General features: G+C 69.5%; 21 protein-coding genes, 2 tRNA genes and 1 other RNA gene. 16 read left to right on the top strand and 8 right to left on the bottom strand.

What is annotated here, in order from left to right; translation table 11 throughout:
* Positions 1 to 11: 11 nt before the first annotated feature.
* Positions 12 to 2,060 carry a transketolase gene (gene tkt / locus VMS22_17085; protein ID HXJ35747.1) on the bottom strand — a complete coding sequence of 683 codons (2,049 nt, stop codon included), beginning with the start codon at positions 2,058 to 2,060 and terminating at the stop codon, positions 12 to 14.
* Between the two features lie 152 nt (positions 2,061 to 2,212).
* Between tkt and VMS22_17080 the strand changes: the two genes are divergently transcribed.
* On the top strand, positions 2,213 to 2,719 hold the full coding sequence (locus VMS22_17080) for a PH domain-containing protein (protein ID HXJ35746.1): 507 nt from the start codon (positions 2,213 to 2,215) through the stop codon (positions 2,717 to 2,719).
* 121 nt (positions 2,720 to 2,840) lie between these two features.
* Here the strand turns inward: VMS22_17080 and VMS22_17075 are convergent, their stop codons facing one another.
* Positions 2,841 to 3,002 (bottom strand): hypothetical protein, encoded by a 162-nt coding sequence (locus VMS22_17075; protein HXJ35745.1) that lies wholly within the window; start codon positions 3,000 to 3,002, stop codon positions 2,841 to 2,843.
* Positions 3,003 to 3,365: 363 nt separating this feature from the next.
* On the opposite strand from VMS22_17075, the gene VMS22_17070 reads away from it, so the two are divergent.
* The 10 genes from VMS22_17070 to VMS22_17025 all read left to right on the top strand — a co-directional run bounded on the left by VMS22_17070 (position 3,366) and on the right by VMS22_17025 (position 9,464).
* The gene (locus VMS22_17070; GenBank protein HXJ35744.1) at positions 3,366 to 3,608 is read left to right on the top strand and encodes a hypothetical protein; all 243 of its coding nucleotides are present in this window, start codon (positions 3,366 to 3,368) and stop codon (positions 3,606 to 3,608) included.
* Between the two features lie 50 nt (positions 3,609 to 3,658).
* Complete coding sequence (tadA, locus tag VMS22_17065) at positions 3,659 to 4,141, top strand: tRNA adenosine(34) deaminase TadA (GenBank protein HXJ35743.1); 483 nt, start codon at positions 3,659 to 3,661, stop codon at positions 4,139 to 4,141.
* A gap of 38 nt (positions 4,142 to 4,179) precedes the next feature.
* Positions 4,180 to 4,267: transfer RNA gene (locus VMS22_17060), tRNA-Ser, on the top strand.
* A gap of 193 nt (positions 4,268 to 4,460) precedes the next feature.
* Positions 4,461 to 4,549 (top strand) — tRNA-Ser (locus tag VMS22_17055).
* 68 nt (positions 4,550 to 4,617) lie between these two features.
* An RNA gene (gene ffs / locus VMS22_17050) (signal recognition particle sRNA small type) lies at positions 4,618 to 4,716 on the top strand.
* A 34-nt stretch (positions 4,717 to 4,750) separates the two neighbouring features.
* Positions 4,751 to 6,364 carry a DNA polymerase III subunit gamma/tau gene (gene dnaX, locus VMS22_17045; protein ID HXJ35742.1) on the top strand — a complete coding sequence of 538 codons (1,614 nt, stop codon included), beginning with the start codon at positions 4,751 to 4,753 and terminating at the stop codon, positions 6,362 to 6,364.
* Positions 6,365 to 6,373: 9 nt separating this feature from the next.
* Entirely contained in the window at positions 6,374 to 6,700 is a 327-nt protein-coding gene (locus VMS22_17040; protein ID HXJ35741.1) for a YbaB/EbfC family nucleoid-associated protein, read from the top strand.
* A gap of 3 nt (positions 6,701 to 6,703) precedes the next feature.
* On the top strand, positions 6,704 to 7,300 hold the full coding sequence (gene recR / locus VMS22_17035) for a recombination mediator RecR (protein ID HXJ35740.1): 597 nt from the start codon (positions 6,704 to 6,706) through the stop codon (positions 7,298 to 7,300).
* A gap of 610 nt (positions 7,301 to 7,910) precedes the next feature.
* A complete protein-coding gene (locus VMS22_17030) occupies positions 7,911 to 8,786 on the top strand; it encodes an HDOD domain-containing protein (protein ID HXJ35739.1) in 876 nt (291 codons plus the stop codon).
* Positions 8,787 to 8,828: 42 nt separating this feature from the next.
* The gene (locus tag VMS22_17025; GenBank protein ID HXJ35738.1) at positions 8,829 to 9,464 is read left to right on the top strand and encodes a lysoplasmalogenase; all 636 of its coding nucleotides are present in this window, start codon (positions 8,829 to 8,831) and stop codon (positions 9,462 to 9,464) included.
* Positions 9,465 to 9,511: 47 nt separating this feature from the next.
* On the opposite strand, the gene VMS22_17020 is transcribed toward VMS22_17025, so the two are convergent.
* On the bottom strand, positions 9,512 to 10,333 hold the full coding sequence (locus VMS22_17020; GenBank protein ID HXJ35737.1) for an SDR family NAD(P)-dependent oxidoreductase: 822 nt from the start codon (positions 10,331 to 10,333) through the stop codon (positions 9,512 to 9,514).
* Between the two features lie 79 nt (positions 10,334 to 10,412).
* Here VMS22_17020 and VMS22_17015 point away from each other — a divergent pair, with 79 nt between their 5' ends.
* Positions 10,413 to 10,853, top strand: a complete 441-nt coding sequence (locus tag VMS22_17015; protein HXJ35736.1) for an OB-fold domain-containing protein — start codon at positions 10,413 to 10,415, stop codon at positions 10,851 to 10,853.
* Between the two features lie 16 nt (positions 10,854 to 10,869).
* Positions 10,870 to 12,000 carry a beta-ketoacyl synthase N-terminal-like domain-containing protein gene (locus VMS22_17010; protein HXJ35735.1) on the top strand — a complete coding sequence of 377 codons (1,131 nt, stop codon included), beginning with the start codon at positions 10,870 to 10,872 and terminating at the stop codon, positions 11,998 to 12,000.
* A 160-nt stretch (positions 12,001 to 12,160) separates the two neighbouring features.
* Here the strand turns inward: VMS22_17010 and VMS22_17005 are convergent, their stop codons facing one another.
* The 5 genes from VMS22_17005 to VMS22_16985 form a co-directional block, all read right to left on the bottom strand.
* On the bottom strand, positions 12,161 to 12,601 hold the full coding sequence (locus tag VMS22_17005; protein HXJ35734.1) for a retropepsin-like aspartic protease: 441 nt from the start codon (positions 12,599 to 12,601) through the stop codon (positions 12,161 to 12,163).
* Complete coding sequence (locus VMS22_17000; GenBank protein ID HXJ35733.1) at positions 12,601 to 13,017, bottom strand: response regulator; 417 nt, start codon at positions 13,015 to 13,017, stop codon at positions 12,601 to 12,603. Before VMS22_17000 ends, VMS22_17005 begins: the two co-directional genes overlap by 1 nt.
* Positions 13,017 to 13,178, bottom strand: coding sequence for a hypothetical protein (locus VMS22_16995; GenBank protein ID HXJ35732.1), 162 nt, complete (start codon positions 13,176 to 13,178; stop codon positions 13,017 to 13,019). The genes VMS22_17000 and VMS22_16995 overlap by 1 nt, the downstream gene beginning before the upstream one ends.
* Before the next feature lie 12 nt (positions 13,179 to 13,190).
* Complete coding sequence (locus VMS22_16990) at positions 13,191 to 14,597, bottom strand: sigma-54 dependent transcriptional regulator (GenBank protein ID HXJ35731.1); 1,407 nt, start codon at positions 14,595 to 14,597, stop codon at positions 13,191 to 13,193.
* 427 nt (positions 14,598 to 15,024) lie between these two features.
* Positions 15,025 to 15,411 carry a helix-turn-helix domain-containing protein gene (locus VMS22_16985; GenBank protein HXJ35730.1) on the bottom strand — a complete coding sequence of 129 codons (387 nt, stop codon included), beginning with the start codon at positions 15,409 to 15,411 and terminating at the stop codon, positions 15,025 to 15,027.
* A gap of 28 nt (positions 15,412 to 15,439) precedes the next feature.
* Between VMS22_16985 and VMS22_16980 the strand changes: the two genes are divergently transcribed.
* From VMS22_16980 to VMS22_16970, 3 genes are all read left to right on the top strand, one after another.
* Entirely contained in the window at positions 15,440 to 15,913 is a 474-nt protein-coding gene (locus tag VMS22_16980; protein ID HXJ35729.1) for a hypothetical protein, read from the top strand.
* A 73-nt stretch (positions 15,914 to 15,986) separates the two neighbouring features.
* Positions 15,987 to 17,075, top strand: coding sequence for a YCF48-related protein (locus tag VMS22_16975; GenBank protein HXJ35728.1), 1,089 nt, complete (start codon positions 15,987 to 15,989; stop codon positions 17,073 to 17,075).
* A 24-nt stretch (positions 17,076 to 17,099) separates the two neighbouring features.
* Positions 17,100 to 17,635: transporter (locus tag VMS22_16970; GenBank protein HXJ35727.1), on the top strand; the 536-nt coding region annotated here is incomplete at its 3' end.

The raw sequence follows: 17,635 nt of genomic DNA, 5'->3' as shown, positions 1-17,635 counted from the left end.
CAGGGCGACCGTCATCCCAGGACCTCGAGCGCCAGCGCGACGACGCGATCGACGGTGAAGCCGAGCTCGCGCGCCACCTGTGGACCGGGCGCCGAGGCCCCGAAGCGATCGAGCCCGAGAACGGCCCCGCGGGTACCGACCCAGCGGTGCCAGCCGAGCGACCGGCCCGTCTCGACCGCGACACGCGCCGCCACCGCCGGCGGCAGCACCGCATCCCTGTACGCGGCGGGCTGCTCCTCGAACAGCTCCCAGGACGGCATCGACACGAGTCGGACCTTGCGGCCGCGCGCCGTGAGGATCGGCTCGGCGCCGACGATGTACTGCACCTCCGAGCCGGTCGCCATGAGGACGAGATCGGGTTGCGTCACGTCGGGATTGAGCACGTAGGCGCCGCGCGTGGCGCCCGACGCCGGGGCGAAGCGGCTTCGGTCGAGCGTCGGGACGTTCTGCCGGGTGAGCGCGAGGCAGGTCGGGCGGTGGCGATTCGCGATCGCGATGCGCCACGCTTCGGCCGTCTCGTTGGCGTCGCACGGCCGCAGGAAGAGCAGGCCGGGAATGGCGCGCAGAGCGACGTAGTGCTCGACGGGTTGGTGCGTCGGCCCGTCCTCGCCGACGCCGATGCCGTCGTGCGTGAACACCCACACGGTGCCGAGCTCCATCAAGGCGGAGAGACGGATGGCCGGCCGCATGTAGTCCGAGAACACGAGGAAGGTCGATCCGTACGGGATGAAGCCGCCGTGGAGGGCGAGGCCATTCACGGCCGAGCCCATCGCGTGCTCGCGCACGCCGAAGTGCACGTTGCGTCCCTCGTAGCCCCACGGGCCACCGACCTCTCCCTGCACCGCGTCGTGGGGCGCGTCCTTCGGCTCGAAGTCGCCGGCTCCCTTCAGCCACGTGAGCGTCGACGGATTGAGATCGGCCGAGCCACCGAAGAGCTCCGGCAGTCGCGCCGCGAGCTTCTGCATGACGGTCTCCGACGCCTTGCGTGTCGCGACGCCCTTGGGATCCGCTTCGAAGGAGGGGAGGTCGACCTCCCAACCCGACGGCAGCTCGCCGGCCATGCGGCGCCGGAATTCGGCGCCGAGATCGGGATTCGCCGCCGCCCAGCGTTGGACGCGCGCTTCCCACTCCTGTCGCCGCTCGGTGCCGCGCCCGAGCGCCGTCCGGAAGTGCGCGAGCACGTCGGGAGGGATCCAGAAGGAGGGCTCGAGCGGCCAGCCGAGCTTCTCTTTGGCCGCGCGCAGCTCCGGTTCGCCGAGCGGCGATCCATGCGCTTCGAACGTCCCGGCCTTCTTCGGGGCGCCGAATCCGATCGTCGTCCGGACGCGCAGCAGCGAAGGGCGATCGGGTTCGCGGCGTGCCAGGGTGAGCGCCCCGTCGATCGCGTCGAGATCGTTGCCGTCCGGAACGTCGTGGACATGCCATCCGTAGGCGCGAAACCGCGCCCCGACGTCCTCGCTGAAATCGAGGTGGGTCGAGCCGGCGAGCGAGATCCGGTTGTCGTCGTACAGCACGACGAGCTTGCCGAGCCGCAGGTGGCCTGCGAGCGAGCACGCCTCCGACGTGACGCCCTCCATGAGGTCGCCGTCGCTCGCGAGGACGTATGTCGCGTGGTCGACGACGGTGTGGCCGGGACGGTTGAAGCGAGCGGCGAGATGGGCTTCGGCCATCGCGAAGCCGAGCGCGTCGGCGAGCCCCTGTCCCAGCGGTCCGGTCGTCGCTTCGACGCCCGCGGTGTGATGGACCTCGGGGTGCCCTGGCGTCTTCGAGCCCCACTGGCGGAAGTTGCGGATCGCCTCGAGCGAGAGGTCGTAACCCGTCAAGTGGAGGAGCGCGTACAGGAGCATCGAGCCGTGGCCGGCCGACAGGATGAACCGGTCCCGATCGGGCCACGCGGGATGCGCGGGGTCGTGCCGGAGATGGCGCGTCCAGAGGACGTACGCCATGGCCGCCGCACCCATGGGCAATCCGGGGTGCCCGGAGTTCGCGGCTTGAACCGCGTCGGCTGCCAGGAAGCGAATCGTGTTGATCGCTCGCGATTCCAGATCAGCCGTGCCCATCGCCGCCGCTGTAGCCACCCCCGATGTCCTCCCGTGCGTCGGTGCGTTCCGCCGCGCCCGAGTGTATGGCGGCCGAGCGGCCCGAGGGCAAGGGCGCCCGTGGCCTCACCCGGTTGTCAAACGAGCGCGCCTTGGGCATAGCCGCGCGTCACATGGATGCCGGTGCGACGCGAGGTCAGTCGACCGCCCTCGCCACCATCGCACACGCTCGCCCGCATCCGATCGTGATGGGCAATGCGGTGACCTTCGCGGCGTTCGTCGCGCTCGTCGTGACGCTGCTCATCAAGAACAATCCGGACCTCTCGCTCGAGACCGACTGGCGCATCGCGCAATGGGGCATCGTCGTCGCGTTGCTCGGGTTCGTCCTGCCGCTGCTGCGATGGCGCACCGGGTGGATCGAGCTGGACGCTGAGCATGTGCGTTGGACGATCGGCATCCTGCCGCGCCGGCACTTCGAGAGCCGCCTCGACGAGCTGCAGGGGATCGTCGTGGAGCAGGGGTGGGTCGGGAAGGCGCTCGGCTACGCGACGCTACGGGTCGTCGACGCGACCGGCGCCGAACGGGTCTACGCGCCCGCAGGCGACGTGGGCGCGCTCCGCGCCGCGGCGGTGAAATGCGACACCTCACGCCGTGGGCGGCGCGAGGGACGGCGGACCTGAAGGCTTGGGGCGGGGCGAACGTCACGAGGACGTTCGGGGGAGAGGCCGACGAGGAAGAGTACCGAAGGCGTCGCGGCGCCGGGCCTCACGGCGCCACAACGCACGGACGTCGCGAGTGGGATCAGGCGCGGGCGCGACGTCGCTCGCTTCGGCTGCCGGACTCACGCTGCAGCTTCTCTTCGAGCGCCTTCACCACGAACTCCATCACGGACACGTCGGACTTGACGCAATGGAGCTTCAGCTCGCGATGCAGGTGCTTCGGGATGCGCGTTGCAAGCTGCACCCAAACCTCACTTTCGGCCGTAGCCATAGAACTCCTTCCTTTCCTCCGCGATGCCGGGTCGGCGTGCGCGGAAACATGTGGTGCTACGTATCTAACCGGCCATCCGCTTCTCTGCAAGGCCCCAGTCGGGGTGAGTGATGCGCGCGAGCAAGATGGCATGCAAATGCCATGAATCAGCACGGGATTGCCGCACAGCGTCTCTGGCGGCTCCGCGACCCACCTTAGTACTTTCGGGCCGGGGAGCCCCGGACGCGACCCGCTACCATAACTTTTCTTCACGAAGGGGCGTTGCTATGAGGGCGCAAAGGCACCGCTGAGTGCCTCGCACACGACGAAGCGCGGATAGCGCAAGGAGGCTAACGTATGAAGCTGGGAGTCTTGGTGATGGCAGGAGTCCTGGTCACAGCAGGCGCGACGGTTGGTCGGGCGGAGGTGAACTGCAAGTTCGTCCTGAAGAACCTGTCGCTGCCGGGCCGCACGGTGCAGAGCGTGGCGGAGACCATGTCGATCAGCGAGGACGACGTGAAGAAGTGCCAGGCCGAGGCCGGCTCGGCCGGGGGCGAGCAAAAGGGCGGCGAGCAGAAGCCGGCCGGCGAGGCGAAGTAACGACGGTCGCGAAGCCAGCGCGGCGGTCGTCGGAAGACGGCCGCCGCGGCGTGGCACAGGACCCCGATCGCCTGCGCGGGCTCATGCGGGCGGCGCTCGCCGAAGCGCGGCGCGCAGGAGCCCGGGGGGAGGTCCCCGTGGGCGCGGTCGTCGTCGTGGACGACCGGGTCGTCGCCCGGGCGGGCAACGACAGCATCGGCGCCTGCGACCCCACCGGGCACGCCGAGATCCGGGCGTTGCGCACGGCGGCGCGCCGCGTCGGAAGCCACCGCCTGGTCGGAGCGACGCTCGTGGTGACGCTCGAGCCGTGCGCGATGTGCATGGGGGCGATGGTTCACGCGCGGATCGCACGGCTCGTCTTCGGTGCCGAGGATCCGAAGGCCGGCGCGGCCGTATCGCTCTACCGCCTTGCGGAGGATCGCCGCCTGAACCATCGCTTCGCAGTCGTGGGCGGCATCGAGGCCGAGGCAGGCGCCGCGCTTCTCCGCGACTTCTTTCGACGGCGCAGGACGTCGCGCGACCCGAATCGCTAGGCGCCGCACCGAGCCCGTGCTAGGAGATCCGGTCCCGTGGAGAGGTGCGTGAGTCCGGTTGAAACGGCACGACTCGAAATCGTGTGTGCCCTCGTGGTACCGGGGGTTCGAATCCCCCCCTCTCCGTTTGTGATCCGGCGACGTCTGGGCTGCGACTCGACGCGTCCAACCGTTGAAAAGGCGGGGGCGCTCACGTAGACCGAGCCTGATGGAGGAACGCGGGCATGCCGGTAGTCGGATTTCCCCCGCGCGCCTCCCGAGCCTCGTTCGACGAAAGAGGCGGCCGGACCGCGTGGCCGGGTCGCCGGCCGACGCGGCTGGAGAGGTGACCGAGTGGTCGAAGGTGCACGCCTGGAGAGCGTGTGTAGGGTTCAACCCCTACCGAGGGTTCGAATCCCTCCCTCTCCGTTTGCCCGGCGCGTCGTGGCAAGCGGGACGGAGCCGGGCGACGGCCCGGCGGGCCGTCGGGCGGTGGTGGCTAGGTCCTGCGCAAGACGGCGTCGCGAACCCCGTCAGGTCCGGAAGGAAGCAGCGGTACCGAATGTCCCTCTGTGCCGCAGGGAGCCCTAGCTACCACCGCCGGGCGGCTCGTCCGCTCCGGTGGGTCGCATGACGTACCAGGTCCTGGCGCGACGGCTTCGGCCGCAGCGATTCGACGACGTCGTCGGGCAGGAGCACGTGACGCGCACGCTGCAGGCGGCCATCCGCGCGGGCCGGATCGCGCACGCATTTCTGTTCACCGGTCCGCGTGGCGTCGGTAAGACGACGACCGCCCGCATCCTGGCCAAGGCGCTCCAATGCGAGAAGGGGCTCTCGCCGGACCCGTGCAACGCCTGCTCGACCTGCCACGAGATCGCCGAGGGCATCGCCTTCGACGTGCTCGAGATCGACGGTGCCTCCCACACGCAGGTCGACAAGATGCGCGACCTGATGGAGACCGTGGCCCACCGGCCGATGAAGAGCCGGTTCAAGATCTACATCATCGACGAGGTGCACATGCTCTCGTCGCACTCGTTCAACGCCCTCCTGAAGACGCTCGAGGAGCCGCCGGCGCACGTGAAGTTCATCTTCGCGACCACCGATCCCCAGAAGGTGCTGCCGACCGTGCTCTCGCGCTGCCAGCGCTACGACCTGCGACGCATCGGCGCCGGCGAGCTCGTGGCCCATCTCGAGAGCGCGGCGCGGGCCGAGGGACGTTCGTTGTCGCCCGGCGCGCTCGCGCTCCTGGCGCGCGAGGCCGAGGGGAGCCTGCGCGACGCGCAGTCGCTCCTGGAGCAGGTGCTCGCCAGCGGCGCCACGACGATCGACGAAGCGGGCGTCCGCGACGTCATCGGCGGCGCCGACCGGCAGCTCGTGGTCGACGTCGCCGACGGCATCCTCGCCGGCGACCCGGGTCGTTGCCTCGCGAGCCTTCGTACGCTGTACGCGCACGGCTACGACGCGCGCCGGTTCTGCCGCGACCTGCTCGAGCACTTCCGTCACCTCGCGATTCTCGCTGCGACCGGCGACCGATCGCTCATCGCCGGCCTGCCCGACACGGAGGTCGAGACGATCGCGACGCAGGCGCGCCTGCGCTCCGGTGACGACCTGCAGCGCTCCTTTCATCTGCTCCTCGAGGCCGACGAGGCGCTCGCGGTACCGTCGCGCACGATCGAGCCGCAGCTGGTGCTCGAGATGGCCGTCCTGCGCCTGGCGACCCTGGGTCCGCTCGTGCCGCTCGACGAGCTGACCCGACGGCTCGAAGCGCTCGCGGGGGGATCGCAGCGCCGGCCGCCGGCCAGCGCATCGGGCCCGTCGGCGCCGCGCGCCACGGCGACGCCGGCGTCGTCGGTCGTCGCTGGAGCGTCCGATGTCCGGCGCCTGTGGGATGCGTTGCTCGCCCGCGTGCAGGAGGAGAAGGTCGCGCTCTATCTCGCGCTCGCGGCCGCGCGCCCGCTCGGCATCGACGGCACGCGCCTGCGCATCGGGGTCGAGAACGAGGTCATGCGGCGCGATCTCAATCGCAAGGAGACGCTCGAGCGGCTGCGGACGATCGCCGGCGCGGTGGCCGGACGGCCGCTCCAGGTCGACATCGAGCCGTTGCCCGCCGAGCACGTTGCCGACACGCCGGCGGCGCAGGCGCGCCGGCGTACCGAGGAGACGCTCGCCGATCCGCTCGTGCAGGCCGCGGTCGAGATCTTCGGCGCCGAGGTGCGCGGTGTGCGTGATCGGCGGTCACAGTAAGGAGAGCAGATGGCGAGCGGATTCGATCTGGGCGGGCTGCTGAAGCAGGCACAGGAGCTCCAGGAGCGGCTGGCCTCGACGCAGGCGGACCTCGCCAAGCGCACCGTCGAGGGCTCGGCCGGCGGCGGCATGGTGACGGCCACGGTGAACGGCAAGCTCGAAGTGGTCGCGATCCGCATCGATCCCGCCGTGCTCGACAAACCCGACCGCGAGATGCTGCAGGATCTCGTCGTCGCGGCGGTGAACACGGCCATCCGCTCGGCGCAGCAGCTGATGGGGGAGGAAATGGGGAAGCTGACGGGCATGCTCGGCATGAAGCTGCCGGGGATGGGCTGAGCGATGGCGCACACGCCCTCGATGGCTCGTCTCGTCGAGCATCTGATGCGCCTGCCGGGCATCGGCGAGAAGACCGCGACGCGCATGGCGTTCCACGTTCTGCGCAGCGACCGCGAGCTCGCGCAGGCGCTGGCCGAAGCGCTGGTCGCCATGAAGGACGACACGCGCCTGTGCTCGCAGTGCTTCGCGTTGACCGAGCAGGATCCCTGCCGCTTCTGCAGCGACGTCGAGCGCACGAGCGACGTTGTCTGCGTCGTTGAAGAGCCCGCGGATCTCATCGCCGTCGAGCGCGCGGGAACCTTCCGCGGCCGCTATCACGTCCTGCACGGGACGATCGCCCCGCTGGACGGGGTCGGGCCCGACGATCTCAAGATCCAGCCGCTCCTGGTCCGCATCCGCGAGGAAGGCATGCGCGAGGTGATCGTCGCGACCAATCCGACCGTCGAGGGCGAGGCGACCGCGATCTACCTCGCGAAGCTGCTGAAGCCGCTCGGCATCCGCGTGACGCGCATCGCGCACGGCATCCCCGTCGGCGGCGACCTCGAGTACACCGACGTCATGACCGTCGGCCGCGCGCTCGACGGCCGTCGCGAGATGTGACGCGGATTGCCACCCGAAAAGTCGTTCGCTATAACCCGCGCATTCCCCGGTAGCTCAGTTGGTAGAGCAATCGGCTGTGGGGTTCCGCAGCGTCACCGGGAAACCGGTGATCGAAAAAGCGGGTGAATTCAGGGAAGCCTAAGTGCAAAGGAGCCCAGAAGTCGGAACGAGCATACGGTAATCCTGAGCCAAGCCCCCCGAGGTAACGGGCGGGGGGAAGGTGCAGAGACTAGGGAGTGACGGAAGAATAAACTCCCCTCGAGCGCCCGCCACCTACCGGCCGCGAGGCCCACGGTGATGAGATAGTCCACCCCCGTCGGAAACGGCGGGACACGGTGTAACCGATTTGTCGCTGGTTCGAGACCGGCCCGGGGAGCCTGATGACGGGGCCGCCGGAGAATCCTCCGGCGGCCCCGTCCACTTCCGGCCCGGCCCGCCGAGGCATCGACTCGGATGTCGGTCCGTTGACACGTTCGGGACGGAGCCGCCCCCGAGGATCAAGGCCTCCTGACCCCCGCGCGCCGGCATGGGCGTTGCACGAGGTCGGAGGACACCCATGCCCGGCGGTGGCTGGGAGGGGGCGCCGTAGACCATGTCAGGGACCGGAAACGTGCGGGAGCGACCGAAGGGCGGGGGAGAGCCCCTGCAACCCGAGCTGCGCGAGGGCGTTCGCAGCACGCTGACGCGCCTGTCGCGCACGGGGGAGCTGCCGACCCTGCCGGCCGCGGCGACCGCGGCCATGGCGATCGCCCGCGACCCCGAAGCCGGCGTCGACGCCCTCTGCAACGTCATCCGCCGCGACGTCGGTCTCTCGGCGCGCATCCTGCGCGTCGCGAATTCGGCGGCGTACGCGCGTCGCGTTCCGGCGCGCACGCTGGTCGACGCGGTGCTGACCTTGGGGCTGCGCAAGACCTGCGATCTCCTGGTGGCGGCGAACGCGAAGCAGCTCTTCCGCGCGGTCCCGCGCTATGCGGAGCGGCTGTGGAAACACGCGCTCGCGGCGGCGCTCGCGGCCGAGGAAGTCGCGTGCGAAACGCGCGCCCTCGATCCGCATCTCGTCTTTCTCCCCGGGCTCTTCCACGACGTGGGCCGGATCGCGTTCTTCATCGCGGCGGTCGAGGGCGGACCGGGCACGACCGACGAGACGTTCGCGAGCGCGGAGGCGCACCCCGATCGCGAGCGCGCGTGGTACGGCTTCGACCACGCCGAAGCGGGCGCGATCCTCGCCGAGGAGTGGGGCCTCGCGCACGATCAAGTAGAGGCGATTCGCTGGTACCACCAGCCGGCGCAGGCCGAGCGCGGCCAGCTCCTCGCGGCGGTGATCAACGTCGCCGATGCGATGGCCTATGCCATGGGGTTCGGGGGCGGCGGGCCCACACCCGAGGACGTCGGCCACGTGATCCTCGGATTCACGCAGGCGCAGCTCGACGGAATCCTTTCCCGCGCGCGTGCCGCCTACGGTGTGCACGCGGTTCTGCTCGCCTGACGCGCCTTGCGCTGGCGGCCGGTGGCCGGGTAGGCAGCCGATGTGCCCGCGCAGTTCATCGGCGTCGTGATCGCGATCGGTACCGCGCACCTGGTCGCATACTATGGTGGTCTGCACGTCGTCGCCGGGGTGCTGAAGCCGCTCCCCGTCTTGCTGCTCGCGTGGGCGGTGTGGTCGCTCGGCGACGTGACACCGACCTATCGCGCGCTGCTGGCGTCGGGCTTGGTCTTCTCGGCAATGGGGGACGTGAGCCTCGTCTTCCATCGCGGATTCCTCGCGGGTCTGTCGAGCTTCTTCGTCGCGCACCTCTGCTACATCACGGCCTTCGCCGCCGGCGCGCGCGGCGGGTCGAGCGCGACGCTGGTCGCCGTCGGGCTCGTCGTGTTCGCCGTCGCGATGCTGGCCTATCTCTGGCCGTACGTGGCGCGGCGTCGCGGTCCCATCGTCGCGTACGTGGCGGTGCTCACGACCATGGTCTGGTGCGCCGTGGCGCGCGCGCTCACGCCCGGCGCGCTCGCCGGCGCAGGCGCGGCGGCGGCGGGGTCCCTCAGCTTTCTCGTCTCGGACGGCGCCCTGGCGGTGAACCGCTTCGCCCGTCCGTTCGCGGGCGCGCACGGCGTCGTGATGGTCACGTACTACGCGGCGCAGCTGCTGATCGCCGCCTCGGCGCTCATCTAGTGTCCGGAGACCAGGACGCCCCACGACGTGGTCGTGGGTCGGAAGCCTCACCACTTGTCGGGTTCGAACATCTGATCCTGGCGGCGCGCGCGCCGGCGCAGGATCTCGCGCTGCTCGGGGTGCGTCAGGACGTAGAAATCGCCGCGATCGATGGCCCGTACCACGCGGCGTGCGACCTCTTCGACCTTGATGACGCTCCCGACCATGGTGCCGGCCTCGATGTCGGGCGGACTGTCGGTGTGGTCGGGGTTGCGCAGCGGCGCCGGGCGGTTGCGCAGCGAGTTGGCGTTGATGTTGGTCTCGACGATCATCGGGCACAGGACCGAGACGCCGATGCGGTGCGGCGCGAGCTCGCGCTGGAGCCCCTCGGACAGGCCGACGACGGCGAACTTCGACGCGCAGTAGATGCCGAGCCACTGCATGCCGACGAGGCCGGCCATGGACGCCGTGTTGACCACGTGCCCGCCGGCGCGCTGCGCGATGAGGCGCGGGACGAACGCTTCGACGCCGTGCACGACGCCCCAGAAGTTGACGCGCATCGTGTATTCCCAGTCCTTGTGCGTCGCGTGGGCCATCTCGCCGAACAGGGCGATGCCGGCGTTGTTGCAGACGATGTGCGCTCCGCCGAACCGGCTGAATGCGGCGTCGGCGAGCGCTTCGACCTGGGCGCGGTCGCCGACGTCGGTCTGCACGGTGTGCACGGAAGCGCCGCGGTCGCGCAGCTCGCTCGCGGCCCGCGCCAGGGCCGCCTCGTCGACGTCGGCGAGCACGAGCTTCGCGCCTCGCGCCGCGAAGGCGCGTGCGAGCGCCATGCCGATGCCGCCCGCGCCACCCGTGATGACCGCGACCCGCCCCGTGAATGGATCCATCGCCGACGCTTACACCGCGCCCGCGCTCGGGCACAATCGTGCCTGGACACGTGGAAGGGAGCGGTGTAGTCGACCCGGCATGAGTGACGCGTCCGCTGCCGCGACGGCGCCGAAGGGACGGCGTCCGATCGTTCCGTTCCTGAAGCTCCCGGAGGGGGGCGAGCCGTATCTCGCCGGTCAGCGCTGCTCGAAGTGCGGCGCGATCTACCTCGGGCATCGCCTCGCATGCGCCAAGTGTCTCGGGCGCGGTCCGTTCACCGAGGTACCGCTGTCGCGAACGGGCGAGCTCTACGTCTGGTCGATCGTGCACCAGTCCTTCCCGGGCGTCCCGGTCCCCTACGTGGTCGGCGTCGTCGACCTGCCCGAAGGCGTCTCGGTGCGCTGCAACCTCGTCGAGGTCGCGCCCGACCCGAAGGCGCTCGAGTTCGGGATGAAGGTCGAGATGACCACCGGCGTGTCGCAGCAGGACAAGGAAGGCAACGACGTCGTGGCGTTCTACTTCCGCCCCGCGCGGAACTGACGAAGGAGAGCGGGCAATGGGTGAAGGATTCGTCGCGGGCGTGGCCATGTTGAAGTTCGGTCGCTACAAGGACCGCGACGTCACCGATCTCGGCGGCGAGGCCGCGCTCGCGGCGCTCGACGACGCCGGCCTCACGATGCGCGACGTCGAGTTCATGGCGGCCGGCTGCCTCATGCAGGCGAACGCCATGGTGGGCCAGCGCATCCTGCACGAGATCGGACAGACCGGCATCCCGGTCGTGAACGTCGCGAACGCGTGCGCGACCGGGTCGACCGCCTTCCGCGAAGCGTATCTCGCCGTCGCGGCCGGCGAGGTCGACGTCGCGCTCGCCGTCGGCGTCGAGCAGATGGGCAAGGCCGGGCTGCTGGGTGGCGGCGGCGGCTCGGGCATCCGCACCGAGGGCGTCATCGGCAGCGGGCTCATGCCGGCCGTCTTCGGGCAGGCGGGCATGGAGCACATGCGCAAGTACGGCACGACGGCCGAGCAGTTCGCGAAGGTCGCCGTCAAGAACCACCACCACGCGACGTTGAACCCGCTCTCGCAGTATCAGGTCGAGACGCCGCTCGAGCAGGTCATGGGCGCGCGCATGGTGGCGTACCCGAATACGCTCCTCATGTGCTGCCCCTCGGGCGACGGTGCGGCGGCGGCCGTCGTCGTGTCGGCGAAAAAGGCGCGCGAGATCGGCGCCAAGGTGAAGGTGCTCGCGTCGGTGCTCACGTCGGATCCATGGTCGGACCGCGACCTCACGCATCCCGACGTGAACACGCTCACGCGCAACGCCGCAAAGAAGGCGTACGAGCGCGCGGGCGTCGGCCCGCAGGACGTCGGCCTCGTCGAGCTGCACGACTGCTTCGCGACCGCCGAGCTGCTCCACTACGAGAACCTCGGCCTCTGCGAGGACGGCGAAGCCGGTCGCATGATCGACGAAGGCGAGACCACCCACGGCGGACGCGTCCCCGTGAACGTCTCTGGCGGCCTCCTCTCCAAGGGGCACCCGCTCGGCGCCACCGGCGTCGCGAACATCTACGAGATCGTGACCCACCTCCGCGGCCGCGCCGACAAGCGCCAAGTTCCGAACGCGAAGGTCGGTCTCGCGCACGTGATCGGCCTAGGCTCCGCCTGCACGATCAACCTCCTCGGCGTCTGACGGAGCGGCGGGCGCACGCGGGGCGAGGTCGGAGCGAGCCCGCAGGACCAGGCGCGCGCATCGATTGGCGGTGTGTGTCGCCGCGGCCTACGCGGCGCGCCTGGTCCGAGGACCGCGAGCGAAGACCTCGCCCCGCGTGCGCCTGCCGCGGCGCTTGACGCTATTGCAGGTGCAGCGTGCGGCGCTGCGGATCGATCGCGTAGCGATACTGGTTCAAGAAGTTGAGGCCGATGACGCCGTCGAGCTTCGGGCCGACCGCGTCGTGGACGATCGCCTGGACGTCGTGCGCGCGCGTCGTGCCGAGGTCGAGGGTGGCGATGCGGACGACGGGCGCGCGCACGATGCCGTTGGCGGTGTGGAGCGTGACCGCCTTGTCGGTCGGGGGCAGGGCCAGGCCACGCGCGAAGGCGGGGGCGAGCACGCAGTAGCTGGCGCCCGTGTCGACCAGGAAGAGGCCGCTCGCACGGTCGTTCACGGTGACCTGCACCAGCCAGCTCGTGCCGTCGCCGCGCAGCGGGACTTCGCCTTTGCCGGAGGCCCGGTCGAACAGAGCGCAGGACGTGGTGAGGATCGCCGCGACCACTACGGCCGCAAGGCGCATCACCCCGCGGCGGGCGATTCCGCCGACGACTGCTTGCGGCCGGCGAGGCACAGACGGAGCTTCCGCATCAGGTCCTGTCCGCTGAACGGCTTCGTGATGTAGTGGTTCGCGCCGAGCGCGAGCCCCTTCTCGATGTCGGCGGGGGCCGACTTCGCCGTGAGGAAGATCACGGGCAGCGAGGCGGTCGCGGGCGTCGACCGGATCGAGCGGAGGACCTCGTACCCGTCGACGTCGGGCATCATGATGTCGAGGATCACGGCGTCGAACTGCTCGGTCGACAGCGCACCGAGCGCCTCGCGTCCACCGGTACACTTGGTGGGCGACATGCCCTCGATGCGCAGCCGCGTCTCGATCAGCTCCGCGATCAGCGGATGATCCTCGACGATGAGAATACGTGGCTTGGTCTGCGGCTCCATCATCTCTCTCCCTGGTTCTGCGGGGCACTGTCCGACGACGCGGGACGTATCTGCGCGCCGATCGCCATGAGCGTGAGGACCACGCCCAGTGCGAGGGTCCCGAGCAAGATTCCGTATTCGATCATCCCCTCACCTCGCTCGCCGTGACGGATCCGTCGCATGCCGATGCTCCCTCACGCGATCCCGTAGCGGTCGAGCTTGCGGTACAGGGTGCGGCGCGACAGCCCGAGCAGTCGGGCCGCTTCGATGCGCTTGCCACCCGACGCCTGGAGCGCACGCAGGATCTGCTCGCGCTCGGCCGCCTCGAGCGAGAGCTCGGGGAGGCGCGGGCTGTCTCCGGTCGGGGCGACGCGGGTCTCGAAGAGGTGGGGCGGCAGGTGCTCGGGCAGGATCACGCTGCCCTTCGCGACCACCATGGCGCGCTCGATGACGTTGGCGAGCTCGCGGACGTTGCCCGGCCAATGATAGCGCGTGAGGATGGCGAGGACCTGCGGGCTCACGCCGGCGACGCTGCGTGACAGCTTCTCGTTGCACGCCGTGATGAAGTGGCCGACGAGCGGCTCGATGTCGTCGGCGCGCTCGCGCAGCGGCGCGAGCTGGATCGCACCGACGTTCAGCCGGTAGTACAGGTCGTCGCGAAACGTCGCCTCGTGAACCATGTCCGGCAGCTCGCGATTGGTGGCGGCGATGACGCGGATGTCGACGCGCATCGGCTCCGGCGATCCAATGCGCTTGATCTCGCGGTTCTCGAGGACGCGGAGGAGCTTCACCTGGACGCCGAGCGGCAGCTCGCCGATCTCGTCGAGGAAGATCGTCCCGCCGTGGGCGGCTTCGAAGAGCCCCTTGCGATCGCGGTCGGCGCCGGTGAACGCGCCACGCACGTAGCCGAAGAGCTCGCTCTCCAGCAGGGTCGGCGCGAGCGTCGTGCAGTTGCAGATGATGAAGGGACGGTCGCGGAGCGGCGAGAGGTTGTGGATCGCGCGCGCCACGAGCTCCTTGCCCGTGCCACTCTCGCCGGTGATGAGCGCCGTCGTGGGGTAGCGCGCCAGGCGCTCGATGAAGGCGAACGTCTCGAGCATGCGCTGGGTGCGCGCGACCATGCCCTCGAAGACGACGACGCCCTGCAGGCGCTGCTCGAGGATCCGCGTGCGATGCTGCAGGTTGCGCTTCTCGAGCACCGTCTGCAGCACACGCTCGAGCCGGCGGAAGTCGATCGGCTTCTCGACGTAGTCGGCCGCGCCGAGTTGGATCGCCTCCACCGCGTCGCGCACGTTGGAGTAGGCGCTCATGAGCACGAGCTCGATCTCGGGATCGCGCTCCTTCACCGTCCGCAGGAGGTCGATTCCCGTCATGCCCGGCATGCGGACGTCGGACAGGATGAGGTCGACCGGTTCCTCGACCAGGAGCTCCAGCGCGCGGTGCCCGGTGTCGGCCACCTTCACGTGGAAGCCCTTGTCGCCGAGGAAGACGGCCAGGAGTGCCCGGATGTCCGCGTCGTCCTCGACCACCAGCACCTTGGGCTGGTCGCGGCGGTCGGGTGGCGGGAGGACGTGACGATCGTCGATGTCGGGTTGTGCCATGGTGAGGGTCGGTGGCCCGGTTGTGTCAGCCCTGACGCAATCCGCATGCCGAACGGCCGGCGCACGTGTCGCGCGCGGCCCGCGGGCGCCCCGAACGGAAAAAGCGTCGGCGCGACAATGGCTCTTCCTCCAAGCGTCCGCCGTGACAGGGGCGGTGTCGTCGCTCGACGGAGCGTGCCGGAGCGACGCAGATGTGCCACGGCGTCGAGAGGCTGCCGTTCGGGAGCGGCTCGACCGCGTCGGCGGAGGCGCCGTGCGCATCGGCGCGCGCGCCGTGCGCGTAGCGCGCTGCGCACGAGCAGACGGTGCGGCGCCGGCGGCCGACGAGCGGCCGCGGCGAGGTCCGCGGGGTGGGCGGCGTCGCCGGCGGGAGACGACGCCGCCCGAGTGGCGGAGCCGGGCAGCGTCGCCGCCCGGTCGGCGGAAGCTAGTTGTCGAGCGAGTGGCGCGCGAGGTCGTCGGGCAGGCCGCGCTTGCGCGCGAGATCCTGGATCGCCTTCCACGCGAGCTTGCTCGGCTCGGCGTGCGCGTTCTCCCAGCGGTTGACGGTCGAGACCGTCACGGCGATCTCGTGCGCGAATTCTTCCTGGGTCATGCCGAGCTTCTGCCGGAGGCCACGGACGAGGTTGCCAGCGTTTTCTTCCATTTTGTGTCCCTCTGAGCGGTGCATCGCGCGTGGTGCGCGTCGGGAAAGCGGCAGCAACTGACGTGCCACGGGCGTACGCAGAAAACGCGGGCAACTCTCGGTGTTCGGCTGTGCCACCTGCGACGAAAAAATGTGCGAGCGGTGCAGGCGTGTCGCCGCCTTCCGCATCAGCCACAGCCTGTGCTAACCGTCGCGCATGCGGCTTCTCACGACGACTCTCGCGCTGGTCGCGATGGTGCTCGGCGGCACCGCGCGCGCCCTCGAGCCTGGCAGCCCCGAGGACACGCTGATGCGCTATCTGGCCGCGATGAAGGCGGACAGGTTCGACGAGGTCTACGAGCTCAGCTCCAAGACCTTGCGAGGTGGTAAGGACAAGGAGGCATTCGTCAAGGAGATGAAGGCCATGATGTCCGTCGCCGACGTGAAGATCTTCGACTTCACTGTGTCACCTGGCAAGATCGAGGGCGACAAGGCGCGCGTCCCCAACGTCCTCGAGTCCCAGGACAAGTTCGTCAACACGCTGGGTCTGACGGAGCACGAGCTCTACACGCTCGTGCGCGAGGACGGGGAGTGGAAGGTCGATTCGCAGCTCCTCCTGGAGCCGGCCGAGATCCCGAAGTGGTTTCCGCAGAAGCAGAAGAGCGACGCCGCAACCCCCCCGTCCCATTGACACTCTGACATAGGGTTTGTTATCGCCCGCGCTCACGGGGTCTGCAGTTCGCCGGTCCCCGGAAGGGGGTAGTATGCACCGTCGGTCGATCCCGCTCGGGCTCACACTGTGCGCGCTCGCGCTGGGTTGCCATCACGAAGTCGAGATGGTGCCGCTCGTCGAGCGCACCATCTACGTGACCGACAAGTTCTACGATGTGCAGGCGCTGTCGAAGGACCGCGCGTTCGTGGTCGGCTACGGTGGGAAGATTCTCGAGACGTCGAACGGCGGATCCACCTGGGACGTTCGTCCGAGCGGCACCGACAGCGCGCTCTACGGCATCAAGATGGTCGACGAGAAGCAGGGCTGGATCGTCGGACAAGAAGGTCTCGTCCTGCACACGGCAGACGGTGGGAAGACCTGGCAGCCGCAGGAGTCCAACGCCACCTTCAAGGACTCCGACGGCGCGTCGAAGCGCGCCTACCTCTTCAGCCTCGACGCCCTCGACGCCAACACGGCGTGGGCGGTCGGTGACCGGTCGATCCTCATCTCCACGACCGACGGTGGCAAGACGTGGACGAGCCGGAAGGTGAAGATGGAGCTCGACACGTCGGGCGGCGAGAGCCTCGCAGCGGCCGATCCCATCTTCTACGCCGTCAAGTTCATCGACGCGCAGCATGGCTGGATCGTCGGCGAGTTCGGCAAGATCATGTACACGAGCGACGGCGGGCAGACGTGGAAGGAGCAGGAGCGGACGCTGATGAGCGCCGAGAGCGGCTTCTTCGATCTGCTCGACCTCCCCACGATGTTCGGCGTGTACCCGGCGGACGCGCAAAACGTCGTTGCCGTCGGTCTCGACGGTCACGTCGCGCGGACGAGCGACAGCGGGCAAGTCTGGGCGTTCGACAAAGTCGACGCCGGCGACGTACCGCTCGTGGACCCGCTCTACGACGCCGTCACGCTCCCCGACGGGACGGGATGGGCGGTCGGCGCCGCGGGCGAGGTGATCCGCAAAGGTTCCGGCGACGCGGCCTGGACGCGAGCGAAGATCGGACAGGACGTGCTCACGTGGCTGCGGTCGGTCAACTTTTCCGACCCGAAGAACGGCTGGATGGTGGGCGGCTTCGGTCTCATCTTCCGAACGACCGACGGCGGCAAAACCTGGCTGCCGTCCCAGGGCTGAGCGCGGGAGTGTAGGAGAACACCCATGAGCATGGAAGACGTAAGCGCGCAGGACAAACGAGCGCTCTACTGGCTCGGCGAGCGCCTGATCGACCACCGCAACCCCATCATGATCCTCGTCCTGGCAATCACGGGGCTCTTCGCCTACTGGAGCTTCCAGCTGAAGCTCGAGACGAGCTTCGGCGACCTGCTGCCGCAGAGCCATCCGTTCGTCCAGATCCACAACAAGTACGCCGGGACGTTCGGCGGCGCGAACAACATCCAGCTGATGGTCGAGGTGAAGGAGGGCAGCATCTTCACCGTTCCGACCCTGGCGCGCATCTATAAGATCACCGAGGCCGTCGATCAGGTCTACGGCGTGAACCACAACCAGATCGACTCGATCGGCCACCGCACGACGCGCTACCTGCGCGCCCAGTCGGGGGGCTTCCTGCGCGCCGAGCCGGTCATGATCGGCTTGCCCAAGACGCCCGAGGACGCCGCCAACATCCGCCGCATCGTGCACAACACCGAGAGCGTCTACGGCATCCTCGTCTCGCTCGACGACAAGGCGGCGCTCGT

Source organism: Candidatus Eisenbacteria bacterium (assembly GCA_035577985.1).
Lineage (GTDB): Bacteria > Desulfobacterota > Binatia > DP-6 > DP-6 > DATJZY01.
The sequence above is the reverse complement of the archived record's forward strand: the minus strand, read 5'-3'. Positions and strand labels throughout refer to the sequence as shown.

Coding starts and splice junctions, on each gene's coding strand:
- VMS22_17040 (HXJ35741.1), top strand. CDS start 6,374: ATGGCGAGCGGATTCGATCTGGGCGGGCTGCTGAAGCAGGCACAGGAG.
- VMS22_17080 (HXJ35746.1), top strand. CDS start 2,213: ATGGATGCCGGTGCGACGCGAGGTCAGTCGACCGCCCTCGCCACCATC.
- VMS22_16975 (HXJ35728.1), top strand. CDS start 15,987: ATGCACCGTCGGTCGATCCCGCTCGGGCTCACACTGTGCGCGCTCGCG.
- VMS22_16980 (HXJ35729.1), top strand. CDS start 15,440: ATGCGGCTTCTCACGACGACTCTCGCGCTGGTCGCGATGGTGCTCGGC.
- VMS22_17005 (HXJ35734.1), bottom strand. CDS start 12,601: ATGCGCCTTGCGGCCGTAGTGGTCGCGGCGATCCTCACCACGTCCTGC.
- VMS22_16985 (HXJ35730.1), bottom strand. CDS start 15,411: ATGCGGAAGGCGGCGACACGCCTGCACCGCTCGCACATTTTTTCGTCG.
- dnaX (HXJ35742.1), top strand. CDS start 4,751: ATGACGTACCAGGTCCTGGCGCGACGGCTTCGGCCGCAGCGATTCGAC.
- VMS22_17070 (HXJ35744.1), top strand. CDS start 3,366: ATGAAGCTGGGAGTCTTGGTGATGGCAGGAGTCCTGGTCACAGCAGGC.
- VMS22_17020 (HXJ35737.1), bottom strand. CDS start 10,333: ATGGATCCATTCACGGGGCGGGTCGCGGTCATCACGGGTGGCGCGGGC.
- tkt (HXJ35747.1), bottom strand. CDS start 2,060: ATGGGCACGGCTGATCTGGAATCGCGAGCGATCAACACGATTCGCTTC.
- VMS22_16990 (HXJ35731.1), bottom strand. CDS start 14,597: ATGGCACAACCCGACATCGACGATCGTCACGTCCTCCCGCCACCCGAC.
- VMS22_17000 (HXJ35733.1), bottom strand. CDS start 13,017: ATGGAGCCGCAGACCAAGCCACGTATTCTCATCGTCGAGGATCATCCG.
- VMS22_17010 (HXJ35735.1), top strand. CDS start 10,870: ATGGGTGAAGGATTCGTCGCGGGCGTGGCCATGTTGAAGTTCGGTCGC.
- VMS22_16995 (HXJ35732.1), bottom strand. CDS start 13,178: ATGCGACGGATCCGTCACGGCGAGCGAGGTGAGGGGATGATCGAATAC.
- recR (HXJ35740.1), top strand. CDS start 6,704: ATGGCGCACACGCCCTCGATGGCTCGTCTCGTCGAGCATCTGATGCGC.
- VMS22_17015 (HXJ35736.1), top strand. CDS start 10,413: ATGAGTGACGCGTCCGCTGCCGCGACGGCGCCGAAGGGACGGCGTCCG.